This window comes from Comamonas sp. MYb396, assembly GCF_037479555.1.
GTDB lineage: Bacteria > Pseudomonadota > Gammaproteobacteria > Burkholderiales > Burkholderiaceae_C > Comamonas.
In genome coordinates, this window is record NZ_JBBGYU010000003.1 from 315,160 (window position 1) to 333,694 (window position 18,535).

The 18,535-nt window shown below is 56.6% G+C and carries 12 protein-coding genes; 8 read left to right on the forward strand and 4 right to left on the reverse strand.

Annotation, left to right across the window (positions count from 1 at the left end):
• Positions 1–35: 35 nt before the first annotated feature.
• The gene (rpmH, locus tag WH265_RS09265) at positions 36–170 is read right to left on the reverse strand and encodes a 50S ribosomal protein L34 (protein WP_084635723.1); all 135 of its coding nucleotides are present in this window, start codon (positions 168–170) and stop codon (positions 36–38) included.
• 445 nt (positions 171–615) lie between these two features.
• On the opposite strand from rpmH, the gene dnaA reads away from it, so the two are divergent.
• The 3 genes from dnaA (at position 616) to gyrB (ending at position 6,101) form a co-directional block, all read left to right on the forward strand.
• Positions 616–2,157 carry a chromosomal replication initiator protein DnaA gene (gene dnaA / locus WH265_RS09270; RefSeq protein ID WP_312987924.1) on the forward strand — a complete coding sequence of 514 codons (1,542 nt, stop codon included), beginning with the start codon at positions 616–618 and terminating at the stop codon, positions 2,155–2,157.
• Between the two features lie 129 nt (positions 2,158–2,286).
• Entirely contained in the window at positions 2,287–3,405 is a 1,119-nt protein-coding gene (gene dnaN / locus WH265_RS09275; protein ID WP_133856196.1) for a DNA polymerase III subunit beta, read from the forward strand.
• Positions 3,406–3,524: 119 nt separating this feature from the next.
• Positions 3,525–6,101 carry a DNA topoisomerase (ATP-hydrolyzing) subunit B gene (gyrB, locus tag WH265_RS09280; RefSeq protein WP_339558061.1) on the forward strand — a complete coding sequence of 859 codons (2,577 nt, stop codon included), beginning with the start codon at positions 3,525–3,527 and terminating at the stop codon, positions 6,099–6,101.
• 968 nt (positions 6,102–7,069) lie between these two features.
• On the opposite strand, the gene WH265_RS09285 is transcribed toward gyrB, so the two are convergent.
• From WH265_RS09285 to WH265_RS24220, 3 genes are all read right to left on the reverse strand, one after another.
• Complete coding sequence (locus tag WH265_RS09285) at positions 7,070–8,002, reverse strand: hypothetical protein (protein WP_339558062.1); 933 nt, start codon at positions 8,000–8,002, stop codon at positions 7,070–7,072.
• Between the two features lie 312 nt (positions 8,003–8,314).
• Positions 8,315–11,494: a TrlF family AAA-like ATPase gene (locus WH265_RS09295; RefSeq protein WP_445228504.1), complete on the reverse strand. Its 3,180-nt coding sequence runs from the start codon at positions 11,492–11,494 to the stop codon at positions 8,315–8,317.
• A 496-nt stretch (positions 11,495–11,990) separates the two neighbouring features.
• Positions 11,991–12,287, reverse strand: coding sequence for a DNA-directed RNA polymerase subunit alpha C-terminal domain-containing protein (locus WH265_RS24220; protein WP_445228505.1), 297 nt, complete (start codon positions 12,285–12,287; stop codon positions 11,991–11,993).
• Between the two features lie 375 nt (positions 12,288–12,662).
• Here WH265_RS24220 and WH265_RS24225 point away from each other — a divergent pair, with 375 nt between their 5' ends.
• From WH265_RS24225 to WH265_RS09315, 5 genes are all read left to right on the forward strand, one after another.
• Positions 12,663–13,079 carry a helix-turn-helix domain-containing protein gene (locus tag WH265_RS24225; protein ID WP_445228506.1) on the forward strand — a complete coding sequence of 139 codons (417 nt, stop codon included), beginning with the start codon at positions 12,663–12,665 and terminating at the stop codon, positions 13,077–13,079.
• 185 nt (positions 13,080–13,264) lie between these two features.
• A complete protein-coding gene (locus WH265_RS09300; RefSeq protein WP_339558063.1) occupies positions 13,265–13,939 on the forward strand; it encodes a hypothetical protein in 675 nt (224 codons plus the stop codon).
• 9 nt (positions 13,940–13,948) lie between these two features.
• Complete coding sequence (locus tag WH265_RS09305; protein ID WP_339558064.1) at positions 13,949–15,916, forward strand: Mu transposase C-terminal domain-containing protein; 1,968 nt, start codon at positions 13,949–13,951, stop codon at positions 15,914–15,916.
• A complete protein-coding gene (locus WH265_RS09310) occupies positions 15,913–16,866 on the forward strand; it encodes a TniB family NTP-binding protein (protein ID WP_339558065.1) in 954 nt (317 codons plus the stop codon). The genes WH265_RS09305 and WH265_RS09310 overlap by 4 nt, the downstream gene beginning before the upstream one ends.
• Complete coding sequence (locus WH265_RS09315) at positions 16,859–18,283, forward strand: hypothetical protein (RefSeq protein ID WP_339558066.1); 1,425 nt, start codon at positions 16,859–16,861, stop codon at positions 18,281–18,283. The genes WH265_RS09310 and WH265_RS09315 overlap by 8 nt, the downstream gene beginning before the upstream one ends.
• Positions 18,284–18,535: the final 252 nt, after the last annotated feature.

Here is an 18,535-nt window from a genome sequence, read left to right on the forward strand (position 1 = left end):
CTGGCACCCGGAAGGTGCCCGTCACCCTGTCAGCCTTACAGGCCCAGACGCTTGCGGCCCTTGGCGCGGCGTGCGTTGATAACAGCGCGGCCACCCTTGGTCTTCATGCGGACGAGGAAACCGTGGGTACGGGCGCGGCGAACTTTGGAAGGTTGGTAAGTACGTTTCATGATGCAATTCCTAGAGAGGCTTGGTTCCGGTTTGTTGGCCGCTTGCATCCAAAAATGAACACAAAAGCAACCAAGCTCAAGCCCTGCTCAAGCGCAACACCGGTGAAATAGTGCGGACCACCCCCATGGCAAGGGCACAAGGCCTGCTGCCAGCGCGGACGGACACGCGCGTAAAATTCGCCCTGACATGCAGGGAAACCGCAAATTATCGCAGTGTTTACTGTCCTTGGCAATTACTTGGCTTTGTCCTCGGTTTTTTCTGTAATATGCGCAGACTTTTGCCAAGTCTGCGGCCAGCCCATCGAGGAAACCCGAGCATGGGGTTTGTGCAGACCAGTCCGTTGTGTGGATAACTTTTGCACAAGCTACAATAGGCAGCCGATCAACCTTCCCCCTTATCCACAACAACAATAGCGTGGGGGATGAATCTTTCCGTGGGATAACAATGGATGAAGCCAGCCTGGGCCAAGGTTTGTGGCGTGCAGTTGTAGAGCAACTCGCCCAAGAAATGCCCGAGCAACAGTTCAACACCTGGATCAAGCCGCTGACCGCTGTCGTGTCGGACGACTTGTCCAAGGTCACGCTCTATGTGGCCAACCGTTTCAAGCTTGACTGGATTCGCGCCCAATACACCGGCCGCCTGGCCGCCATGCTGGAGGAAACCTACGGACAACCCGTGGCCATCGAGTTGGCCATTGCCCAGCGTGATGCGGCCGTGCGCACCGTCGTGCGCCCGCCGGTGCGCAGCGGGGGAGCGCTGGCCGCATCTGCCCAGGGCAGCGGTACCTCGTCGGGTATGGGCCTGGGGCCGTCCTACGGGCCAGCGAGCCGCAACCCCGGTCAGGCTGCCGCCAACGCAGCCGAGCAGTACCGCAACAGCATCCAGATCAGCGACACCAGCCCCGCGCCCCATGCGGCTCAGGCCAGCAGCGCCGAGGGCGATACCGGCAATGCCAGCGGCAACTTCCGCAACCGCTTGAACCCGGTGCTCACGTTTGACACGCTGGTCGAAGGTACCGCCAACCGCATGGCACGCTCGGCGGCCATGCATGTGGCGGCTTCTCCTGGCCATCTGTACAACCCCTTGTTCATCTACGGCGGCGTCGGTCTGGGTAAGACCCACCTGGTGCATGCCGTGGGCAACAAGCTGCTGGCCGACAACCCGGACGCCAAAGTTCTCTACATACATGCCGAGCAGTTCGTCTCGGATGTGGTCAAGTCCTACCAGCGCCGCACCTTTGACGAGTTCAAGGAGCGCTACCACTCGCTCGATCTGCTGCTGATCGACGATGTGCAGTTTTTCGCCAACAAGGACCGCACGCAGGAAGAGTTCTTCAACGCCTTTGAAGCGCTGCTGGCCAAGAAGAGCCACATCGTGATGACGTCCGACACCTATCCCAAGGGTCTGGCCAATATCCACGAGCGCCTGGTCTCGCGCTTTGACTCGGGCCTGACGGTGGCCATCGAGCCGCCCGAGCTGGAGATGCGCGTTGCGATTCTGATCAACAAGTCGCGCGTTGAAGGCACGGAGATGCCCGAGGAAGTGGCCTTCTTCGTGGCCAAGAACGTGCGCTCCAATGTGCGCGAGCTCGAAGGCGCGCTGCGCAAGATCCTCGCCTACTCGCGCTTCAACCAGAAGGAAATATCCATCCAGCTGGCGCGCGAAGCGCTGCGCGATCTGCTGTCGATCCAGAACCGCCAGATCAGCGTGGAGAACATCCAGAAGACCGTCGCGGACTACTACAAGATAAAGGTCGCCGACATGTACAGCAAGAAGCGCCCGGCCAGCATTGCCCGCCCGCGCCAGATTGCCATGTACCTGGCCAAGGAGCTGACCCAGAAAAGCCTGCCGGAAATCGGCGAGCTGTTTGGTGGCCGCGACCACACCACCGTGCTGCACGCCGTGCGCAAGATCGGTGGCGAACGCCAGCAATTGACCGAGCTGAACCAGCAATTGCACGTGCTGGAGCAGACCCTCAAGGGCTAGCCGATGGAATTTTTTGATTTCGCCAATTGCCTGCGCGCCGCAGGCACAATGGCAAATGGGACAGGTGCAGAGGGGGCTCCGTGCACAACTGCCGTCCACAACAACACCGCAATTTGACAAGAGGTTGAAATGATTGTTCTGAAGGCCACACAAGACAAAGTCATCGCAGTACTGCAGTCGGTCGCCGGTATTGTCGAGCGGCGCCACACTTTGCCGATTCTGGCCAATGTGCTGATCCGCAAGACCGGCAATGCCCTGCAGCTGACCACCAGCGATCTGGAAATCCAGATCCGCACCACGGCCGAGCTGGGCGGTGACATGGGTGACTTCACCACCACCGTGGGCGCCCGCAAGCTGATCGACATTCTGAAGACCATGCCCAGCGACCAGACCGTGAGCCTGGAGACGCAGCAGTCCAAGATGATCCTCAAGGGTGGCAAGAGCCGCTTTACCTTGCAGACCCTGCCTGCGGAAGACTTCCCGCTGGTGCAAGAGGCGCCCTCCTTCGGCCCCGTGTTCAGCGTGCCGCAAAAGGTGCTCAAGGACCTGATGAGCCAGGTCTCGTTCGCGATGGCCGTGCAGGACATCCGTTACTACCTGAACGGCATCCTGTTCGTGGCCGAGGGCAACACCCTGAGCCTGGTGGCCACCGACGGCCACCGCCTGGCCTTTGCCAGCGCCACCCTGGATGTGGAAGTGCCCAAGCAGGAAGTGATTCTGCCGCGCAAGACCGTGCTGGAACTCCAGCGCCTGTTGTCTGATGCCAGCGGCGACAACCAACCCGTCATCGAGATGCAGTTCGCCAGCAACCAGGCGCGCTTCACCTTTGCCGGCATGGAGTTCGTCACCAAGCTGGTCGAGGGCAAGTTCCCCGACTACAACCGCGTCATCCCGCGCAACCACCCCAACAGCATTACCCTGGGCCGCGCGCCACTGCTGGCCAGCATGCAGCGCACGGCCATCATGACCAGCGACAAGTTCAAGGGCGTGCGCCTGACCATCGAGCCCGGCACCCTGCGCATTGCGGCCAACAACGCCGAGCAGGAAGAGGCTGTGGACGAGCTCGATATCGACTACGGCGGCCCGGCTGTCGAAGTCGGCTTCAACGTTACCTACCTGATCGATGTGCTCTCCAACATGGGCCAGGACATGGTGCGCATCGACTTTGCCGACAACAACAACTCGGCGCTGATCACCAACCCGGAAAACGACACCTTCAAGTACGTGGTCATGCCGATGCGCATGTAAGCGACGGACACGACCCATGCGCCGGCTGGCAGATGCAGGCCGGCGCAGGACCGAGATTTATTTGATTCAAAGACATGGCAGGGCGCCGCGCCCTGCCAGTGCAGTACCAAGGCAGCTTCATGACCGCAGAAAACCAGCCGGAACAATCCCCCAGCACGCCAGGCCCCGATGCCGGCGGCTATGGCGAAGGCGCCATCCAGATCCTGGAAGGGCTGGAGGCTGTGCGCAAACGCCCGGGCATGTACATCGGCGATACCTCGGACGGCACCGGCCTGCACCACCTCGTGTTCGAAGTGGTGGACAACTCCATCGACGAGGCCCTGGCCGGCTATTGCGACGACATCCTGGTGACCATCCATGCCGACGGCTCGCTGTCGGTGGTGGACAACGGCCGGGGCATTCCCACCGGCGTGAAGATGGATGACAAGCACGAGCCCAAGCGCTCGGCCGCTGAAATCGCGCTGACCGAGCTGCACGCCGGCGGCAAGTTCAACCAGAACAGCTACAAGGTCTCGGGCGGTCTGCACGGCGTGGGCGTGTCCTGCGTGAACGCACTGTCCATCAAGCTCAAGCTCATCGTGCGCCGCGAAGGCCAGGTGCACCAGATCGACTTCTCGCGCGGCTTTGTGCAAAACCGCCTGATTGAAGTGGTCGACGGCGTCGAGATCTCGCCGATGCGCATTGTGGGCGCGACCGAGAAGCGCGGCACCGAAGTGCACTTCCTGCCCGACCAGGAAATCTTCAAGGAAAACTACGAGTTCCGCTATGAGATCCTGGCCAAGCGCCTGCGCGAGCTGTCCTTCCTGAACAACGGCGTGCGCATCCGCCTCAAGGACGAGCGCGATGGCAAGGAAGACGACTTCTCCGGCGCCGGCGGCGTGCAGGGCTTTGTCGAGTTCATCAACGGCACCAAGAAAGTGCTGCACCCCACCGTGTTCCACGCCGAAGGCAGCCGCCCGGCCGAGACCTATGGCGGCATCCCTGGCACCGAGATCGGTGTCGAAGTGGCCATGCAGTGGAACGACGGCTACAACGAGCAGGTGCTGTGCTTTACCAACAACATCCCCCAGCGTGATGGCGGCACCCATTTGACCGGCCTGCGCGCGGCGATGACCCGCGTCATCGGCAAGTACATCGCCGACCATGACCTGGCCAAGAAGGCCAAGGTCGAAGTCACCGGCGACGACATGCGCGAAGGCCTGTGCGCGGTGCTCAGCGTCAAGGTGCCCGAGCCCAAGTTCAGCAGCCAGACCAAGGACAAGCTGGTCTCCAGCGAAGTGCGCGCGCCCGTCGAGGACATCGTCGGCAAGCTGCTGACCGAGTACCTCGAAGAAAAGCCCAACGACGCCAAGATCATCTGCAACAAGATCGTTGAAGCAGCCCGCGCCCGTGAAGCCGCCCGCAAGGCCCGTGAAATGACGCGCCGCAAAGGTGTGCTCGACGGCATGGGCCTGCCCGGCAAGCTGGCCGACTGCCAGGAAAAAGACCCGGCGCTGTCTGAAATCTACATCGTCGAGGGTGACTCCGCAGGCGGCTCGGCCAAGCAAGGGCGTGACCGCAAGTTCCAGGCCATCCTGCCGCTGCGCGGCAAGATCCTGAACGTGGAAAAAGCCCGCTACGAAAAGCTGCTCTCCAGCAGCGAAATCGTCACCCTGATCACCGCGCTGGGCACCGGCATCGGCAAGGTGAGCGAAGACTCGGGCAAGAGCAGCACCGACGACTACAACCTCGCCAAGCTGCGCTACCACCGCATCATCATCATGACCGATGCGGACGTCGACGGCGCCCACATCCGCACCCTGCTGCTGACCTTCTTCTACCGCCAGATGCCCGATCTGGTCGAAGCCGGCCACATCTACATTGCGCAGCCGCCGCTCTACAAGGTCAAGAACGGCAAGGAAGAGCTGTACCTCAAGGACGGCCCTGCCCTCAACCAGTTCCTGCTGCGCGTGGCCCTGCAAGGCGCCAGCGTCAGCACCGGCGGCGCCAACCCGCGCACCATCGATGGGGAAGAGCTGGGTCGCCTGGCCGGCATGCACCTGGCTGCCGAAACCGTCATCGACCGCCTCTCGTCCTACCTGGACGCCGAGGCGCTGCGCGCCATCGCCGACGGCGTGCAGATTCGCCTCGACACGCTGGACGACGCCATGGTCTGTGCCCCGGTGCTCGAAGCCAAGCTGCGCGAGCTGACCACGACCGGCGTGCCCGCCGAGGTCACCGGCGAGCTGGACCCGCACACCGAAAAGCCGATCCTGCGCATCAGCCGCCACCACCACGGCAACATCAAGAGCTCCATCCTGACGCAAGAGTTTGTCGAAGGCCAGGACTACGCGGCCCTCGCCGCCGAAGCCCAGAACTTCCACGGTCTGCTCGCCGAAGGCGCCAAGGTCACCCGTGGCGAAGGCGAAAAAGCCAAGATGGAAAAAGTGACCGACTTCCGCCAGGCCATGCAGTGGCTCATCAGCGAAGCCGAACGCACCACCGCCCGCCAGCGCTACAAGGGCCTGGGCGAGATGAACCCCGAGCAGCTGTGGGAAACCACGATGGACCCCCAAGTCCGCAGCCTGCTGCAGGTCAAGGTCGGCGACGCCATCGAAGCCGACCGCGTCTTCACGATGCTGATGGGCGACGAGGTCGAGCCACGCCGCGACTTTATCGAGACCAATGCATTGCGGGCGGGGAATATTGATGTGTGATGGATGCTGTTCCCGTAGGGCGTCGTATTGTTTGAGACTCGCGACACAATTTTGCGACTGGATGCCGCAAACCAAGCGACACACCTACCTTTAGCCATAAGATGAACACTCTTGGCATCACCAGCAAAAAGAGCCCGGATTCCTCCGGGCTCTTTTTTCCTTTCTCTATGGCTGTAATTTCTCATTGATCTTGCAAATTTTCTCACTGCATGCAAATTGAGAACCGACGCTCACACTGTCTGCACGTGCGGGCTGGCCGGTCTACCCTTGCGGGCAACTGGCTGGCTTAGCGCCTGCGAAGCTTGAGCATTCGAGGTTAGGATGACGGCTATCGGCCATGAGGTGCCGCTGGTGGGATCAAGAAGCAGACATTCAACGTATGACATGAGTGGCGGTCGGAAGCGGGCGCAGCCCGCTGGAAGCCGTCCGCTCGATGGAAGGGTTGGGCGACTGCTTCAACGGCAACACTAACACTTCCGCCTTCGTGGAACGCCACGCTGGCCATGCGCGTGGCAACAGCTATTTCGTTCAGTTCGCTCGGCAGAGCCTCTATTTGCAGCGGTGTGGACGGGGCGCAAACTAGTTCGTACCTGCCTGTGGACTCAGCATTGGTTCTGTGAACGTCGCGCCAGTCAAACGTGTATACGCCTCTTTAGGCCATGGCAACGAAAGTGCTCGGGTTCTTGTACTCGATCAGCTGTCGTGCTGCCGCGACTTTCGGCAACGAGGCGAGCGCCTCTTCCAAGGAAGGATGAAGGTCTGCTCCATGCAGAGCGCTGCTTGGAATCGGACCTTCTCCGCCCGTGACGAACGCCCCCATATTCCCCAGTCGATCGGCCGCGAGCCATACGCAATCTATTCCACAGCGATATTCGACCGAGCTACTCATAGGCGCCTAACGTGAAGGTAACCGGCGGGCCATAGGCAGGCGGTAGCCGGCCGCAGGCACGTCCGCGTTGACCGACATGTTATGCAGCATCCCCGAGATTGATGATCTCAATGTGCGGGACATACTGCCCAATGAGTTGAATGGCACCAGCTGACAACCTTGTTGTGACTAGGACCACTTCACGTCCTTCACGTTTTGGGAAGGCTGTTGCGATAAGCTGCGGGAGCTTAAGGACGTCGCTCAATGCAAAGTATGGAGGCAATACGACATAAGTCACGTCACAGCCTTCGACCACTTGGGCCGATGTGCGCCCCGCATGCACTTCCTCAAAGGTGAGCGACACCGTACACGGAGAGAACTGCGAAAGATCCTCGGCCTTCCGGATAAACGTAAACGTGTTGTGGTTGGATGCGCCAACGCGCTTGCAAGAGAAAATGACGGTCGACCGGAACTGCTCCGCAATGATTTTCAGCGATGCTCCCCCGCCGCCGGTCGGGGAGTGGCGAAGCTGATTACTGTTGAATGCGCTGCCGTCATCCTCTATGGTGACAGACGACGCGGAGATCAACAGCCTTACCACACGTGCCGCCCCGTGAGCGAATGCATTCCTGATGAGTTCTATACAAGAGTCTCGGACTGCATCTGCAACGTCTTTGCCCCAAATGTCGGCGAGGCAGCTGTACCGCAGCGCATCTCCGATCAAAGCATTTTCGCCTGCAAGCCCCGGGATTGGGATCTGGGCATCGGGTAGGCGGAAATCTTCCATCCTTGCAGGGTCTAGGCTGACCTCACGTCCAAGTTCGTGTCGTAGCTTTGCCTTCAGCTCCGCGATTTCCCGCCAAGTTTCTAGTATTGGAATGGTGAACGTCTCCTCGTCGGCATCAATGAGTTTGCCGTGGCGGAAGCACATCCAGATACCATTCGTGATGTCGGAAAGGCGCTGCGGGGTTGCGCCAGGCAGAACTCGGCGGGCGCTGCCGCCGGAGCTCGCGGCCGCGATATGGCATGCCATTCCGGTACTGTTTGTGGACGTGTTCGACTCGTCGCTCGGTCCGATGGTCGGCGCCTCACACCCCGGAAATGAACATCTAAAGCCCGCACGCTTAGCGAGGGCCTCTTTAACTGCCGGCGAGAAGTCAGCTGCGCGAGTCATGCTGCATAACGTAATGTAGACCGCACCTAGCCGCAAGCCATATCTGGCGCTTGCGATCTAAATTGGCACGAAAGAAATGCGGAAAGGGACTTGTAGCGTAGCCTGATGACACGTATGCTATATAAAAACACAGTACAAAATTTAGCCATAAAACCCGCCTCCCCTCCTGTGTTACGCGCCACACGGTTGCTGGATCAGGTCCGTGAGCGAATTCGTTGCAAACACTATAGCCTGCGCACCGAGCAGGCCTATGGCGTATCGGGGAGCCGCTGTGCCATATAGAAGACGGTACTTCGACTGCCTATTCTTGAATGCTGGTTCGCTCCCCTCGAGGATCTGAACGACCCGGTCCTTGATCTTTGGGTGCTCGATTGCGCCGGCCTCATACTCGAATGTGCAGCTCATCTTGTCACATGAAGCGTAAACGATCTGCTCGGCATCGCACACTACTGCGAGATTAGGATTGTGGGTCACCATGATCACCTGCCGTCGCTCCTTAGCCCGTTTGATGCACTTGACCAGCACCTTGTAGATAGTCTGGTTGTCCAAGTTTTCTTCCGGTTGGTCGATGACGATGGGAATGTCGTCCTTGTCGACCAGGAGATAGAAGACCAAGAGCAGTAGCCCACGTTCGCCAGGCGAGAGTTGACCGATTTCTTGACCCGCGTAGGTCAAAGAGTAGCGCGGATTGAGATATCCCAAGCCAAATATGTAGTCCAGCACTTCAAGAGACTCTGTCCCTTTGCGCAGTTGGTCCACTAACCGCGTCTCGCGCTCTGCTTGCCCCTCTCGCTGGTCGATATGAAGTAGTTCATCGATGCGAGTTGCAAATCCAGCCGCGTCGGCCGCAGAATCGAAGTTGAAATCGCCGAACATGCCGCGCAGCCGTAGAACGCTTTCTTCGACACCAGAAAACGAACCTCGTACCTGCCGATTGAGCTTGCTAAGAAACTGGTCCTCAAATCCGGTCTCTTCAATACGTACATGAAATTTCAGCGGCAGTTGCATATCCATCTGCTGCGCCGATGCGACGAAGGTCTGCACGGGTCCATATAGCCGCTTGTATTCATCGACCATCGCATGGATCTGACCATGGATCTGTACCACCAGTTCTAGTCGCTTAGCCTTCAGGGCGACCAGCTGTGCGGGCAGTTTAGCCAAAGACGCGATCTCAGCAGCCAGCCACAGAATAGTCCCCGGCTTGTCTTCGGCACCGTTGACCTCTGCCTTGCGGCGCTCCCAGGCCAGCAAGTCCTCCTTATAGCGAACGAAATGCCGCTGTCGCTCACCGAGCTTACTTTTAGCCTCCACTATAGCTGCTGATGCCTCTGCCTTGCGATGATGAAAGCTGCCGGGCGTCTCGCTCTGTAGCCTCGTGTCAATCTCAAGGATCTGGGCCTGCGCGTCGTTGACAATCTGGTCGGCAGGCTCAGCGTGGATTTCGACCCGAACCAGTGATTCAATAGGCAGTTCGATCCCCAGCTCCTCAATTAGGACTTTCAGCTCTCCAACAAAGGTGTCGCGTTGATTGCCAAAATTGGCTAGCGACTGTTGAATCCGGCGCGCCACAGCCTGCCTGCGCGTCGCAACGGCCTTCGCCTCACGCTGAGCGCTGGCCTCCTTTTCGATATGCTGAACGGCTAGCTCCAGTGCTTCAATATGTGCAGCTGCGGCCTTGGACTCCTCAAGCGCTTCAGATGAGGAATTCGGATCTTCAACCACTTGGGGCTTGGAAGCCTCGAGCGCAGCGAATTCGGCTTTCTTAGCAGCCAACTGCTCTTGCAGCGCCTTCCCAAACTCGGGCGCGTTGCGACGCTCAGCTTCGAGGATTTCGACATTGACCTTTGACACGGCCGTCCTTAGGGCCTGACGTGATTTGTCGATCTCCGAGACCTTGAATGCCAGCAGCTCGTCCATCGACGGCTGTGCGAGACGGTCTTCGTCCGGCACGTGAGAGTAAATGATCTTGCGGAGTTCGGCGTCGAATGTGCTTGATCCGCGATCACCGAGTTCGTTGCACAGATCCTCAAGGTAGCTTTGCGGGAGGTACTTTACTCGCTCTACAGCGCTCAGCGAGGGATCCTTGTCGAGATCCATCAGCGATGTGTTTCCGTCGTGCCAAGTCAGCGTAGCAGTGAATTGCGACGCGAGTCGCCCCTTCGCACTGCGGAATCGGGTCGGAGTCAGAAATGAGAACTTTGCGAAATTGCGTGCCGACCCCGCCAACGCCACGATGTCGGACAATGCACTTTTGCCGCTGCCCTTGTTGCCAATGATTGCAACTAGGTCGGGGCTCAACGGCAGTTGAAGGTTGAACCATGTCTCAGCCAGGGGCGAGCCTTGCTTCTTGGCCACCGAAACCGACCGAATGAATTTGGTCTTGTTCCCATCGACCAGGGTCTGCTTGGGCGGAATGTCACCAACAAACACCCGATCATCGAATTCCTCGATGGCCTGCACTAGTCCACTGAAAGTGGAGTCAGCTTTGATCCAAGTGAAGCAGTTGCCAATGCGATCCTTGTCCTTCGAACTACTCAACCAGTGGGCATCAGAGCAGTCAAGCAATCGGTCATTGACGCTGTACTCACGAAGCTTTGCTCGTGCCTTGTCATACTGCTGCGGCGAATCGGCGGCGGTGAAAACCAGGTGCGCGCCGTTGATCAACGTCTTCTTTTCAGCGATTGTGTGATCATTCCACTTCAAGTTTTCCCACTCGGTCTTGCCGACGGCCACCACGCACCTTCCGAGCAGCGCGTCGTTCTCTAGCGCCTTGAATACGGCATCGGCACTAGTGTTCAAATTGTTGAACCCTTCCATTAACGCGCTGCTGTAGTCTCCCCGTATTTCCTCGGGAATGGTTTCAAGGATTGCCCGGCCCAGCGCTTCGATGCTGGCGCGTGAAATGACCTGCTGCCACTTCCCTTGGCCTGCCGATCCGGGTATTAGACGGTAACTTGGCGATATCGCACCAATGAACTGCTCGCGGATGAACTGGGCTTCGACTTGATCGAAGATGACGTGAAGATTGATGCGGCTCCAGCCCGAACCCGAGTCACTAGCCTTCACCGTTCCACCAAACTTATCTAGCCGCAGTTCGACGACCGGGAGGATGAGGTCGAGATTCGCCAAACGGCCGCTGCGCTTGGCCTGTAGGACCTTCTCGTAGCCATCCACGAGAACGTAATCATTGATACCTATGACTTTGAACTCCGGCGGGAGTGCTTCAAGATCAGCCAGAAAAGATTCCCAAGCCTTGTCGTAACCTCCAGGGTAGTTCTGGTAAAAGGAATCAGGCGTGTGAACGTGGAGGTCCCATTTCTTCCAGGCGGATCCAGGCAATACCATCGGCATCATTTGTTCCTGTGTAGTGTTTTAAATCTGCAGCAGATTATTTATAGGCTTGTAGTACTCCGAATTTCCCTTCATGTGCAGGTATTTTTCGTCAGCACGGCCAAGATAAGTTGCGAAGCTACCGAAGTCATCGGTGTCTTCAAGTTTACCCCGGCAACTGCGCGACACAGCTTGCATGCACGGCAACTGATGGTATCCACTGCATATATAACCATCTAGTCGCCAAGACCTAGCCGGGATTGTGAAGCTCTAATTTTCAAGTATTCGACGCGCGCCAGAGCTCAATGGTCTGTTCAAAAAAGTGAAGCTGCCAGCCGCTTGGTGACCGGTCTTGAACGGCGCCGCCGCTCCAGACATGGACATGCGAAGGTCTCAGAGAAGCTTGGAGCTGGTTTAGAACATGCTCTGTCATTCGGATGTCTGCCATCAAAGATGACTGCATGACAGGACATGCTTCACATGCTCGTTCGTGCGAAATTTATTTAAAAGCACAGAGCTACTTGAGATCGCCAAGATCACAAGAAGGTGCTGATCGCAAGTGCCGTGAAAGATCTTCGCTAAGAATGGATGCTTTCCGCGAGACCATAGGCACTCCAAATTCGGGATCGAATCTTTCGCCAGGGAAAAAAGCGGCCTCCACCGCACGAAGTGAGAGCATCCCAAATCCATGAACACGAAGCAGTTCATGAGGGTAGCTTGACCTAATCTGATCGACTGTCTTGATGTCGCACCGCGCCAACGCATTGACGGCACGTGGAGACAGCACGCATGCGATTATGGCGGTGTCATTCATCGAAATGCTCCGATCTCCAAATTTCTATACAAAGTATGCAGAGGTGCTGTCACGATGGTACAGGACACCTGTCAACACTCTCAGGTCCGTCATTTTTCGTTTGAGCCCAGCAACCGCAAAAGATGTTCGACGCTCAGACACTGTTCGATCACCCCACGTTCACTAATAACAACAGCAACTGTAACAGAATTTATCTAAATCGCCTTAGAAATCTACTGCGTTGCGTGATTTTATATACATCAAACAATACCACTTACCCTCTAAAAAAAGAAAACACAGCAGCATATTTTCTACTAGAAAATTATCAAATCAAATTTAATGCAACAGTAGAAAAATCTTGATCTGATTTGGAACAATCTATATTGTTCTCTACTTATGGATATCAAAAGCCTGTTGCTCATTCCCGACAGTTTTCGCAAACTTCGCCTTCGCCGAGGTCAGACTCAGCGCACTGTAGCTGACCAGGCACATGTGGCTCAGTCACTGCTATGTGCGATAGAGAAGGGGCGAAAGATTGTGGGGCTCGAACAGGTGGAGCGAATTGTCAGAGTTCTGACTGACGACTCTGTTGAGATACAGCGCTTCAAAGACTTTGCCACTCACGATCAGATCGTCGCCATCGTGTCTCAACGCTGTAGCGAGGGTCAAGCCCAAACGGTATCAGTTGCTCTTCGAGCACACTACATGCTCTCAGAAGGAGAGCTAGAAAACATTACATCTCTACTCGAGGAGTGCATCACGGCCAAAAGCCTCCTCAAAAACCCCCGATCGGAGCTAAAGATGAGCCCATAAAAGACAAACGGCGAGCACCCTCACGAGTACTCACCGCTGCCTCGGTTCGCTGGAAGCTTCACCGGCTTTCACCTGAAGTCTCCCTCATTCCGCTGCCAGCGTCAACTCCCCCTTCGTCAGGGGAGGCATGTACTCGTCCTTTAATTACACATTCGTGCTCAGAAATGAGTGCGCAGGATATCTACATGCCTAATATTTTCATTAAGTGGCCTATTACCAAAGCTCAAATATCGGAACGCATTGAAGCTCTCATCTCCTCTCGTTCGCCCAGAAAGGTTATTACGCGCTCTGGGCGGAACGTTCGAGGATTGTTCCCCAGCCTCAAATCACGTTCTCGCAAGGAGAAATTCGAGTCAAATCTGGAGGCTTCCGCCTTAGGAATTCTTGAAGTCTCTTCAGCAACCCTTCGGCTGAGGACTCATCCCTATGTGTTGGTGCTAACCGGCGGCGAAGATACCAAAGATTTTTTCTACACACCTGACGTAGAGATCGAAACTGCAAATGGCAAAGTAATCATTGAGATCAAAGGCCTTCCGTATCTTAAAAGTCAGAAATCCCAGACACGCTACCGGTCGATTAGCCAAGCACTCCGAGGGCAGCGCATCCCTTTCATAACGATTCTCTCTTCAGACATTGAGAAGTGGCCGACACAAGACGAGGTCCAGCAGCTTTTAAAAGCTCGACCTTGGCCTCGTTTTGGCACACGCAGACAACTTCAATCCGGCGTACCAGGCTTGGATGTGAATGAGTGCTCAGAGGAATTTTTAGAGCGCTGGCGTAAGGCAAGCGAGGAGTGCGATGCCTTGCTAACACGCTTGATGCGCCGTGGTCCTGACGAAACGCTCGCCCAAGTTGCCTAAGGAGAAGTTATGCAATACGAACTTCCCTTCGACAACAAGAAGACTGTCTACCTCGACGACATAGCGTGCAAGTTCCTGGGTGTGACCAATGATGAGCAGGTGCTGCTTCAAAACCAGGAATCCGGTGCCACCGTCATCGTCGGCTCTCAAGAGTTGGTTCAGAAGTACCTTACGGGAGGTCTAAAGCTCGCCGTTACTGTCAGGCACATGCGTGTCCATGGCGATGAGCATGGCGCTGCTGTGCGTGCTGACAAGATGTCTCCGTTTGGGCGGTTCAATTCTGACCGGCACATCGCGTACGTGACCCAGCTCAATGAGCGCTTTGCAACTTGCGGCAGCCGAGCAATGCTGCAAAAAGCCATTGATCAAATCGCTCATGAGCGTGGCGAGCAGATCCCGCCGCATGCGTCCACCGTCTACCGCTGGTTAGGGGAATATCGAGCCGATGGCATTTCTGGGTTGCTGAGTCGGATAGGAAACTGTGGACGTGCCAACAAAAGCAGACTACCGGCTCCGGTCGATGCGATCGTTCATCAAAAGATCGAGGAGACCCTCGATAGCAGCCACGTCTGGACCGCTGAGGCCATCTTGGACAGCATCCGGGCAGAGATCAACATCAGGAATAAATTCCTGACTCAGCACGATCGGCTGACTGCCCCATCTATACGCACCTTGCAGCGCAGGCTTGCATCGCTTCCGCAGTTCGATGTGGCCGTAGCCAGATATGGGATTAAAGAAGCCGAGCGAAGGTTTGCCAACCACGGCGTTGCACGGCGGACCAAGCGGATACTGGAGCTCGTTGAGATTGACCACACGCCACTGGACATCCTCATCGTCGATGAAAACGGCAATGTCATTGGCCGACCCGTTCTTACGCTGATTATTGACCGGTACTCAAGGGTTGTACTGGGCTTTCATCTGTCTCTCGATGGTTACGGCGCGCACTCAGTTTTCGCCGCATTGCGCCACGCGCTGTTGCCCAAGACCTATATTAAAGAGGGCAGGTTTGCAGATCTCAACCTAACCTGGCCATGCTTTGGCTGGTTTGAGCGCTTGCTGATGGACAACGGCAGGGAGTTCCACTCCCGTGCGGTAACCGATGCCTTGCTCAATCTCGGCATCGTCGGCGAGTTCGCCAAGTCCCGGCAACCTAACGACAAGCCTTTCGTTGAGCGCCTGCTAAAAACCATCAATTATTCATTTGTTCATCAACTGGCTGGCACCACGTTTGCGAAATATGACCAACGGCAGGGCGTGGACTCTGAACAAGAAGCTGCTTTTACCCTCGAACAGCTCGACATTGCTCTTCATGTCTGGCTGCTGGATAGATACCATCGACGCCCTCACCGGGGCCTTAGAAACAAGACTCCGCTGCAATTGTGGAATGAGTCTGCACAGGCTTTTCCCCCAAAGCTGAAGTGCGACGTCGATCACGTGGATTTCGAATTCGCGGAACGGAAGGAGTCGGCACTGCAGCACTATGGGATTGATCTCAACACCTTCAGGTATACCTCCACAGAGCTCATGCAGTTGCGCCGAATGCTGCCCGCGAACCAGAAGGTGGAGGTTAAGTGGCCACGCAGGGATGTGGGCCACATCTTTGTCTGGGATTCGCTCGACGAGCGCCCCATCAAGGTGTTCAACACGGAGTCTGAGTTCAGCGGCCTCAGCCTTGAGCAAGCACAAGCCGTACGCAAACACCACGCCCAGGATCTCCCGGAAAACCGTGCAATACGAGCTACCGCAAGCGCGACTATCAATCACATGCAGGATGACGCACGGAAGTCAAAAAGACTAAAGGAGCGCAAAGCAGGCTCACGTCTGGCTGGAATGAACAGCAGTAGTTTCCGCGATCCGAAGCGCTCGCCATCGCGGCAAGGCCCCCTGCCTCCATTTCAATTTCAAGTAGATGTCGATACAGGGCATGGAAATGACCTAGATGTTTTCGAAATGCTGGAGCTGGAGGCTGAACTGTGAACACTCTGCACACCAGCCAAATTAACTTCAGCCAAATTTCGCAAAAAGTATCCAGCGCGTTTGGCAAGTTTCCCCAAGTTACAAGCCTGTTGAACACGCTAGACGAAAGGCTGCGATCGGCGTTGTCCCCAGGTGAGCCGGAGCACTTGCTGATCACCGGGCTGCCGGGGACCGGCAAAAGCACCCTACTGAACCACTTCACCAAGCTTCACCCAAGCGTAGTTCATGAGGAATGGACAGAAGTGCCCGTGGTCTATGTTGAGATTCCACCCAGGACAACGATCAAAGCCTTGGCTGGCATTGTTCTGCGCGAAATGGGCTCGCCATATTGGGACAAAGGCGACGAAGCTCAACGGACCATCCAGCTGCGAACATTGATCATTGGTTGTAAGACCCGCATGATCATCTTCGATGAGGTCAATCACTTGGTGGATCGCGGAGGCGTCCGAACGCACTATCACGTAGGAGATTGGATCAAGCAGCTATGCCGTCCAGGTGGACCAGTCCTTGTGCTCGCGGGCATACCGCGAGCAGAGCTATTGCTCGCAACAAACGCTCAGTTGCGCAGTAGATTCGGAGAGCAGATGTTCGTTCATGCTCTGTCTGCAAACGGCGAGGACATCAAGCTATTTTCAAAGGTTCTCAAGAGCTTTGAGAGGATGCTGTCGCCGCTCCCATGCATCGACCTGGGCGATGCTGCTGTGACGCGTCAATTCGCATTTGCTACAGATGGCCGGCTGAGGTCAATCTGCCACCTGCTACGACGTGCAGTCACCATTGCCTCCCAGCAACCCGATCCAAAGATTGACGGGCAGACTCTGGCTCAAGCTTTTGTAGAAGTGGTTTACCGCGAAGCAACTTCTGAGCGAAATCCGTTCCATCCCAAGTTCAATGGCGTCGCGCTTACCCGCGCGAAGGAACCCTTTGCTCAGGAGGCACAACGTGGATGATTTGCAGAAGATGCATCCTGCTTCCGGGACAGCGCTGCTGGTGCGACCGGCACGAAAATGGGACGAGTGCGTCATTGGTTTTCATGGTCGAGTAGCCGCGCAAAATGGCATCAGGCGCAGAGAGTTGGAACCGCTCTTGCCACGCCAAAAAGTTTGCACCCATGCGTTCGGTCATCCGCTACCAGCTTGGGCTTGGAAGTACCGAGGAAAGGAGTATTTCACCTCCGCATGCATCCATTGCATATGGGAGAACCGCTACATCAAACAGGCATGGAGGATCAAGCTCGTGGAAGTCTGCCACGTGCATCACACGTTGCTCAGCCCTGCGCGCGGCGTGGATAACAAGCGCTGTAGCTTTGATGCCATCTATTCAAGCCTTGATGATCCGACATTCCGCTCGGACAACACCTGCCATGCCAACTATCGCGATGAAGAATGGAGAGTCTTCCAATCCATCTGGCCTTGGATAAATGAACAGCGTGAAGTGGGCTCCCAGGAGCTCGCTGCCAGCACACTCATCGCCACCTTACTACAGCGCTTGGCATATGCCAGAGCGGAGGATGGTGACGCCATCCAGCGGCAACCATTCCTTGCCCAAGTGGACCGTTGGGCCAAGTCAATTGACCTGGACATATGCGCATCCAGATACGGTATCGATGAGTTGCTAGTGAGATTGCCAAGCTCGCTCCACCGTGCTGCGGCCTATCGATTTCTCAATGAGGTAGTGGATGCCGAAAGGATCCAACGGTCGGTCATGCGCGAGCTGCCTCTACAGCGATGGCTGTCCCTGCTGCAATCGCTACTGGCGACAGGTTCTGATGCTCTAGCACCTTACAGACACAGTGCCTATGGCGGCGCGTCGTTACGACAGCGGATAGAGGAGCTGTACGTTCCCGCAGAAAAGGGGCAGTTTCTATTGGAGATTATTGAAAGAGCCGTCACCCAAGCCGTACGAGAGCGCCCAATACACGGTCGCATATTCAAGCTTCACAGAGCTGTTTCGCTTGAGGCGGTGGCCGCAGACATCTGCATGCCCCACGAGGTCATTCGCTATCTGCAGCTCGGGCACTGCCAGCAGCTCCTGATGGCTCTACGTCGATGTGAATTACTGCGAGCTTGGCAGGCTGGTCCGCACCAGTTCTATCTGTGCAGCCAGATGGAGGGCATGCTGGAAAAGCTCACGCGTCACGCTCATCCCTTTGAAGGGCAAACTGCCCTTTCGCTCAACGAGCCGGCGCTTTACCAAGGAATCCATGACCAAGCCATTGAAGAGTTGTTCTCAAGCATCTCGATGGGGAAGGTTCTTGTCTGGCATGACCCCAAGTGTCCGGGTTTAGAGGGCATCAAGGTCCCACGATCAATCCGAACCGAGTTGGCAGCCCGCACTCGTCAGCTCGACACCGAGAAGTCCTCTTAGCATGCTCATCTCTCCAACCAAATTCCCATTGGAGTCAGAGGTGGGCTTCCTACTGCGCGTTGCTCATGCCAACGGATTGTGTGAGCCTAAATGGCTCGCTACGGATGCCACAAAAGGACTTCACCAACGACTGCGCATCTGTCCCCGCTGCTTGTTCGAGCCAAGTGCTTATTGGTTCGCCGCGTGGCAGAGCGGGCCTCCCGTCTGCCACCAGCATCAATGCTGGCTCATTGATGCATGTCCCGACTGTCT

Coding starts and splice junctions, on each gene's coding strand:
- WH265_RS24220 (WP_445228505.1), bottom strand. CDS start 12,287: ATGAATGACACCGCCATAATCGCATGCGTGCTGTCTCCACGTGCCGTC.
- WH265_RS09300 (WP_339558063.1), top strand. CDS start 13,265: ATGCCTAATATTTTCATTAAGTGGCCTATTACCAAAGCTCAAATATCG.
- dnaN (WP_133856196.1), top strand. CDS start 2,287: ATGATTGTTCTGAAGGCCACACAAGACAAAGTCATCGCAGTACTGCAG.
- gyrB (WP_339558061.1), top strand. CDS start 3,525: ATGACCGCAGAAAACCAGCCGGAACAATCCCCCAGCACGCCAGGCCCC.
- dnaA (WP_312987924.1), top strand. CDS start 616: ATGGATGAAGCCAGCCTGGGCCAAGGTTTGTGGCGTGCAGTTGTAGAG.
- WH265_RS24225 (WP_445228506.1), top strand. CDS start 12,663: ATGGATATCAAAAGCCTGTTGCTCATTCCCGACAGTTTTCGCAAACTT.
- WH265_RS09295 (WP_445228504.1), bottom strand. CDS start 11,494: ATGCCGATGGTATTGCCTGGATCCGCCTGGAAGAAATGGGACCTCCAC.
- rpmH (WP_084635723.1), bottom strand. CDS start 170: ATGAAACGTACTTACCAACCTTCCAAAGTTCGCCGCGCCCGTACCCAC.
- WH265_RS09285 (WP_339558062.1), bottom strand. CDS start 8,002: ATGGCATGCCATATCGCGGCCGCGAGCTCCGGCGGCAGCGCCCGCCGA.
- WH265_RS09305 (WP_339558064.1), top strand. CDS start 13,949: ATGCAATACGAACTTCCCTTCGACAACAAGAAGACTGTCTACCTCGAC.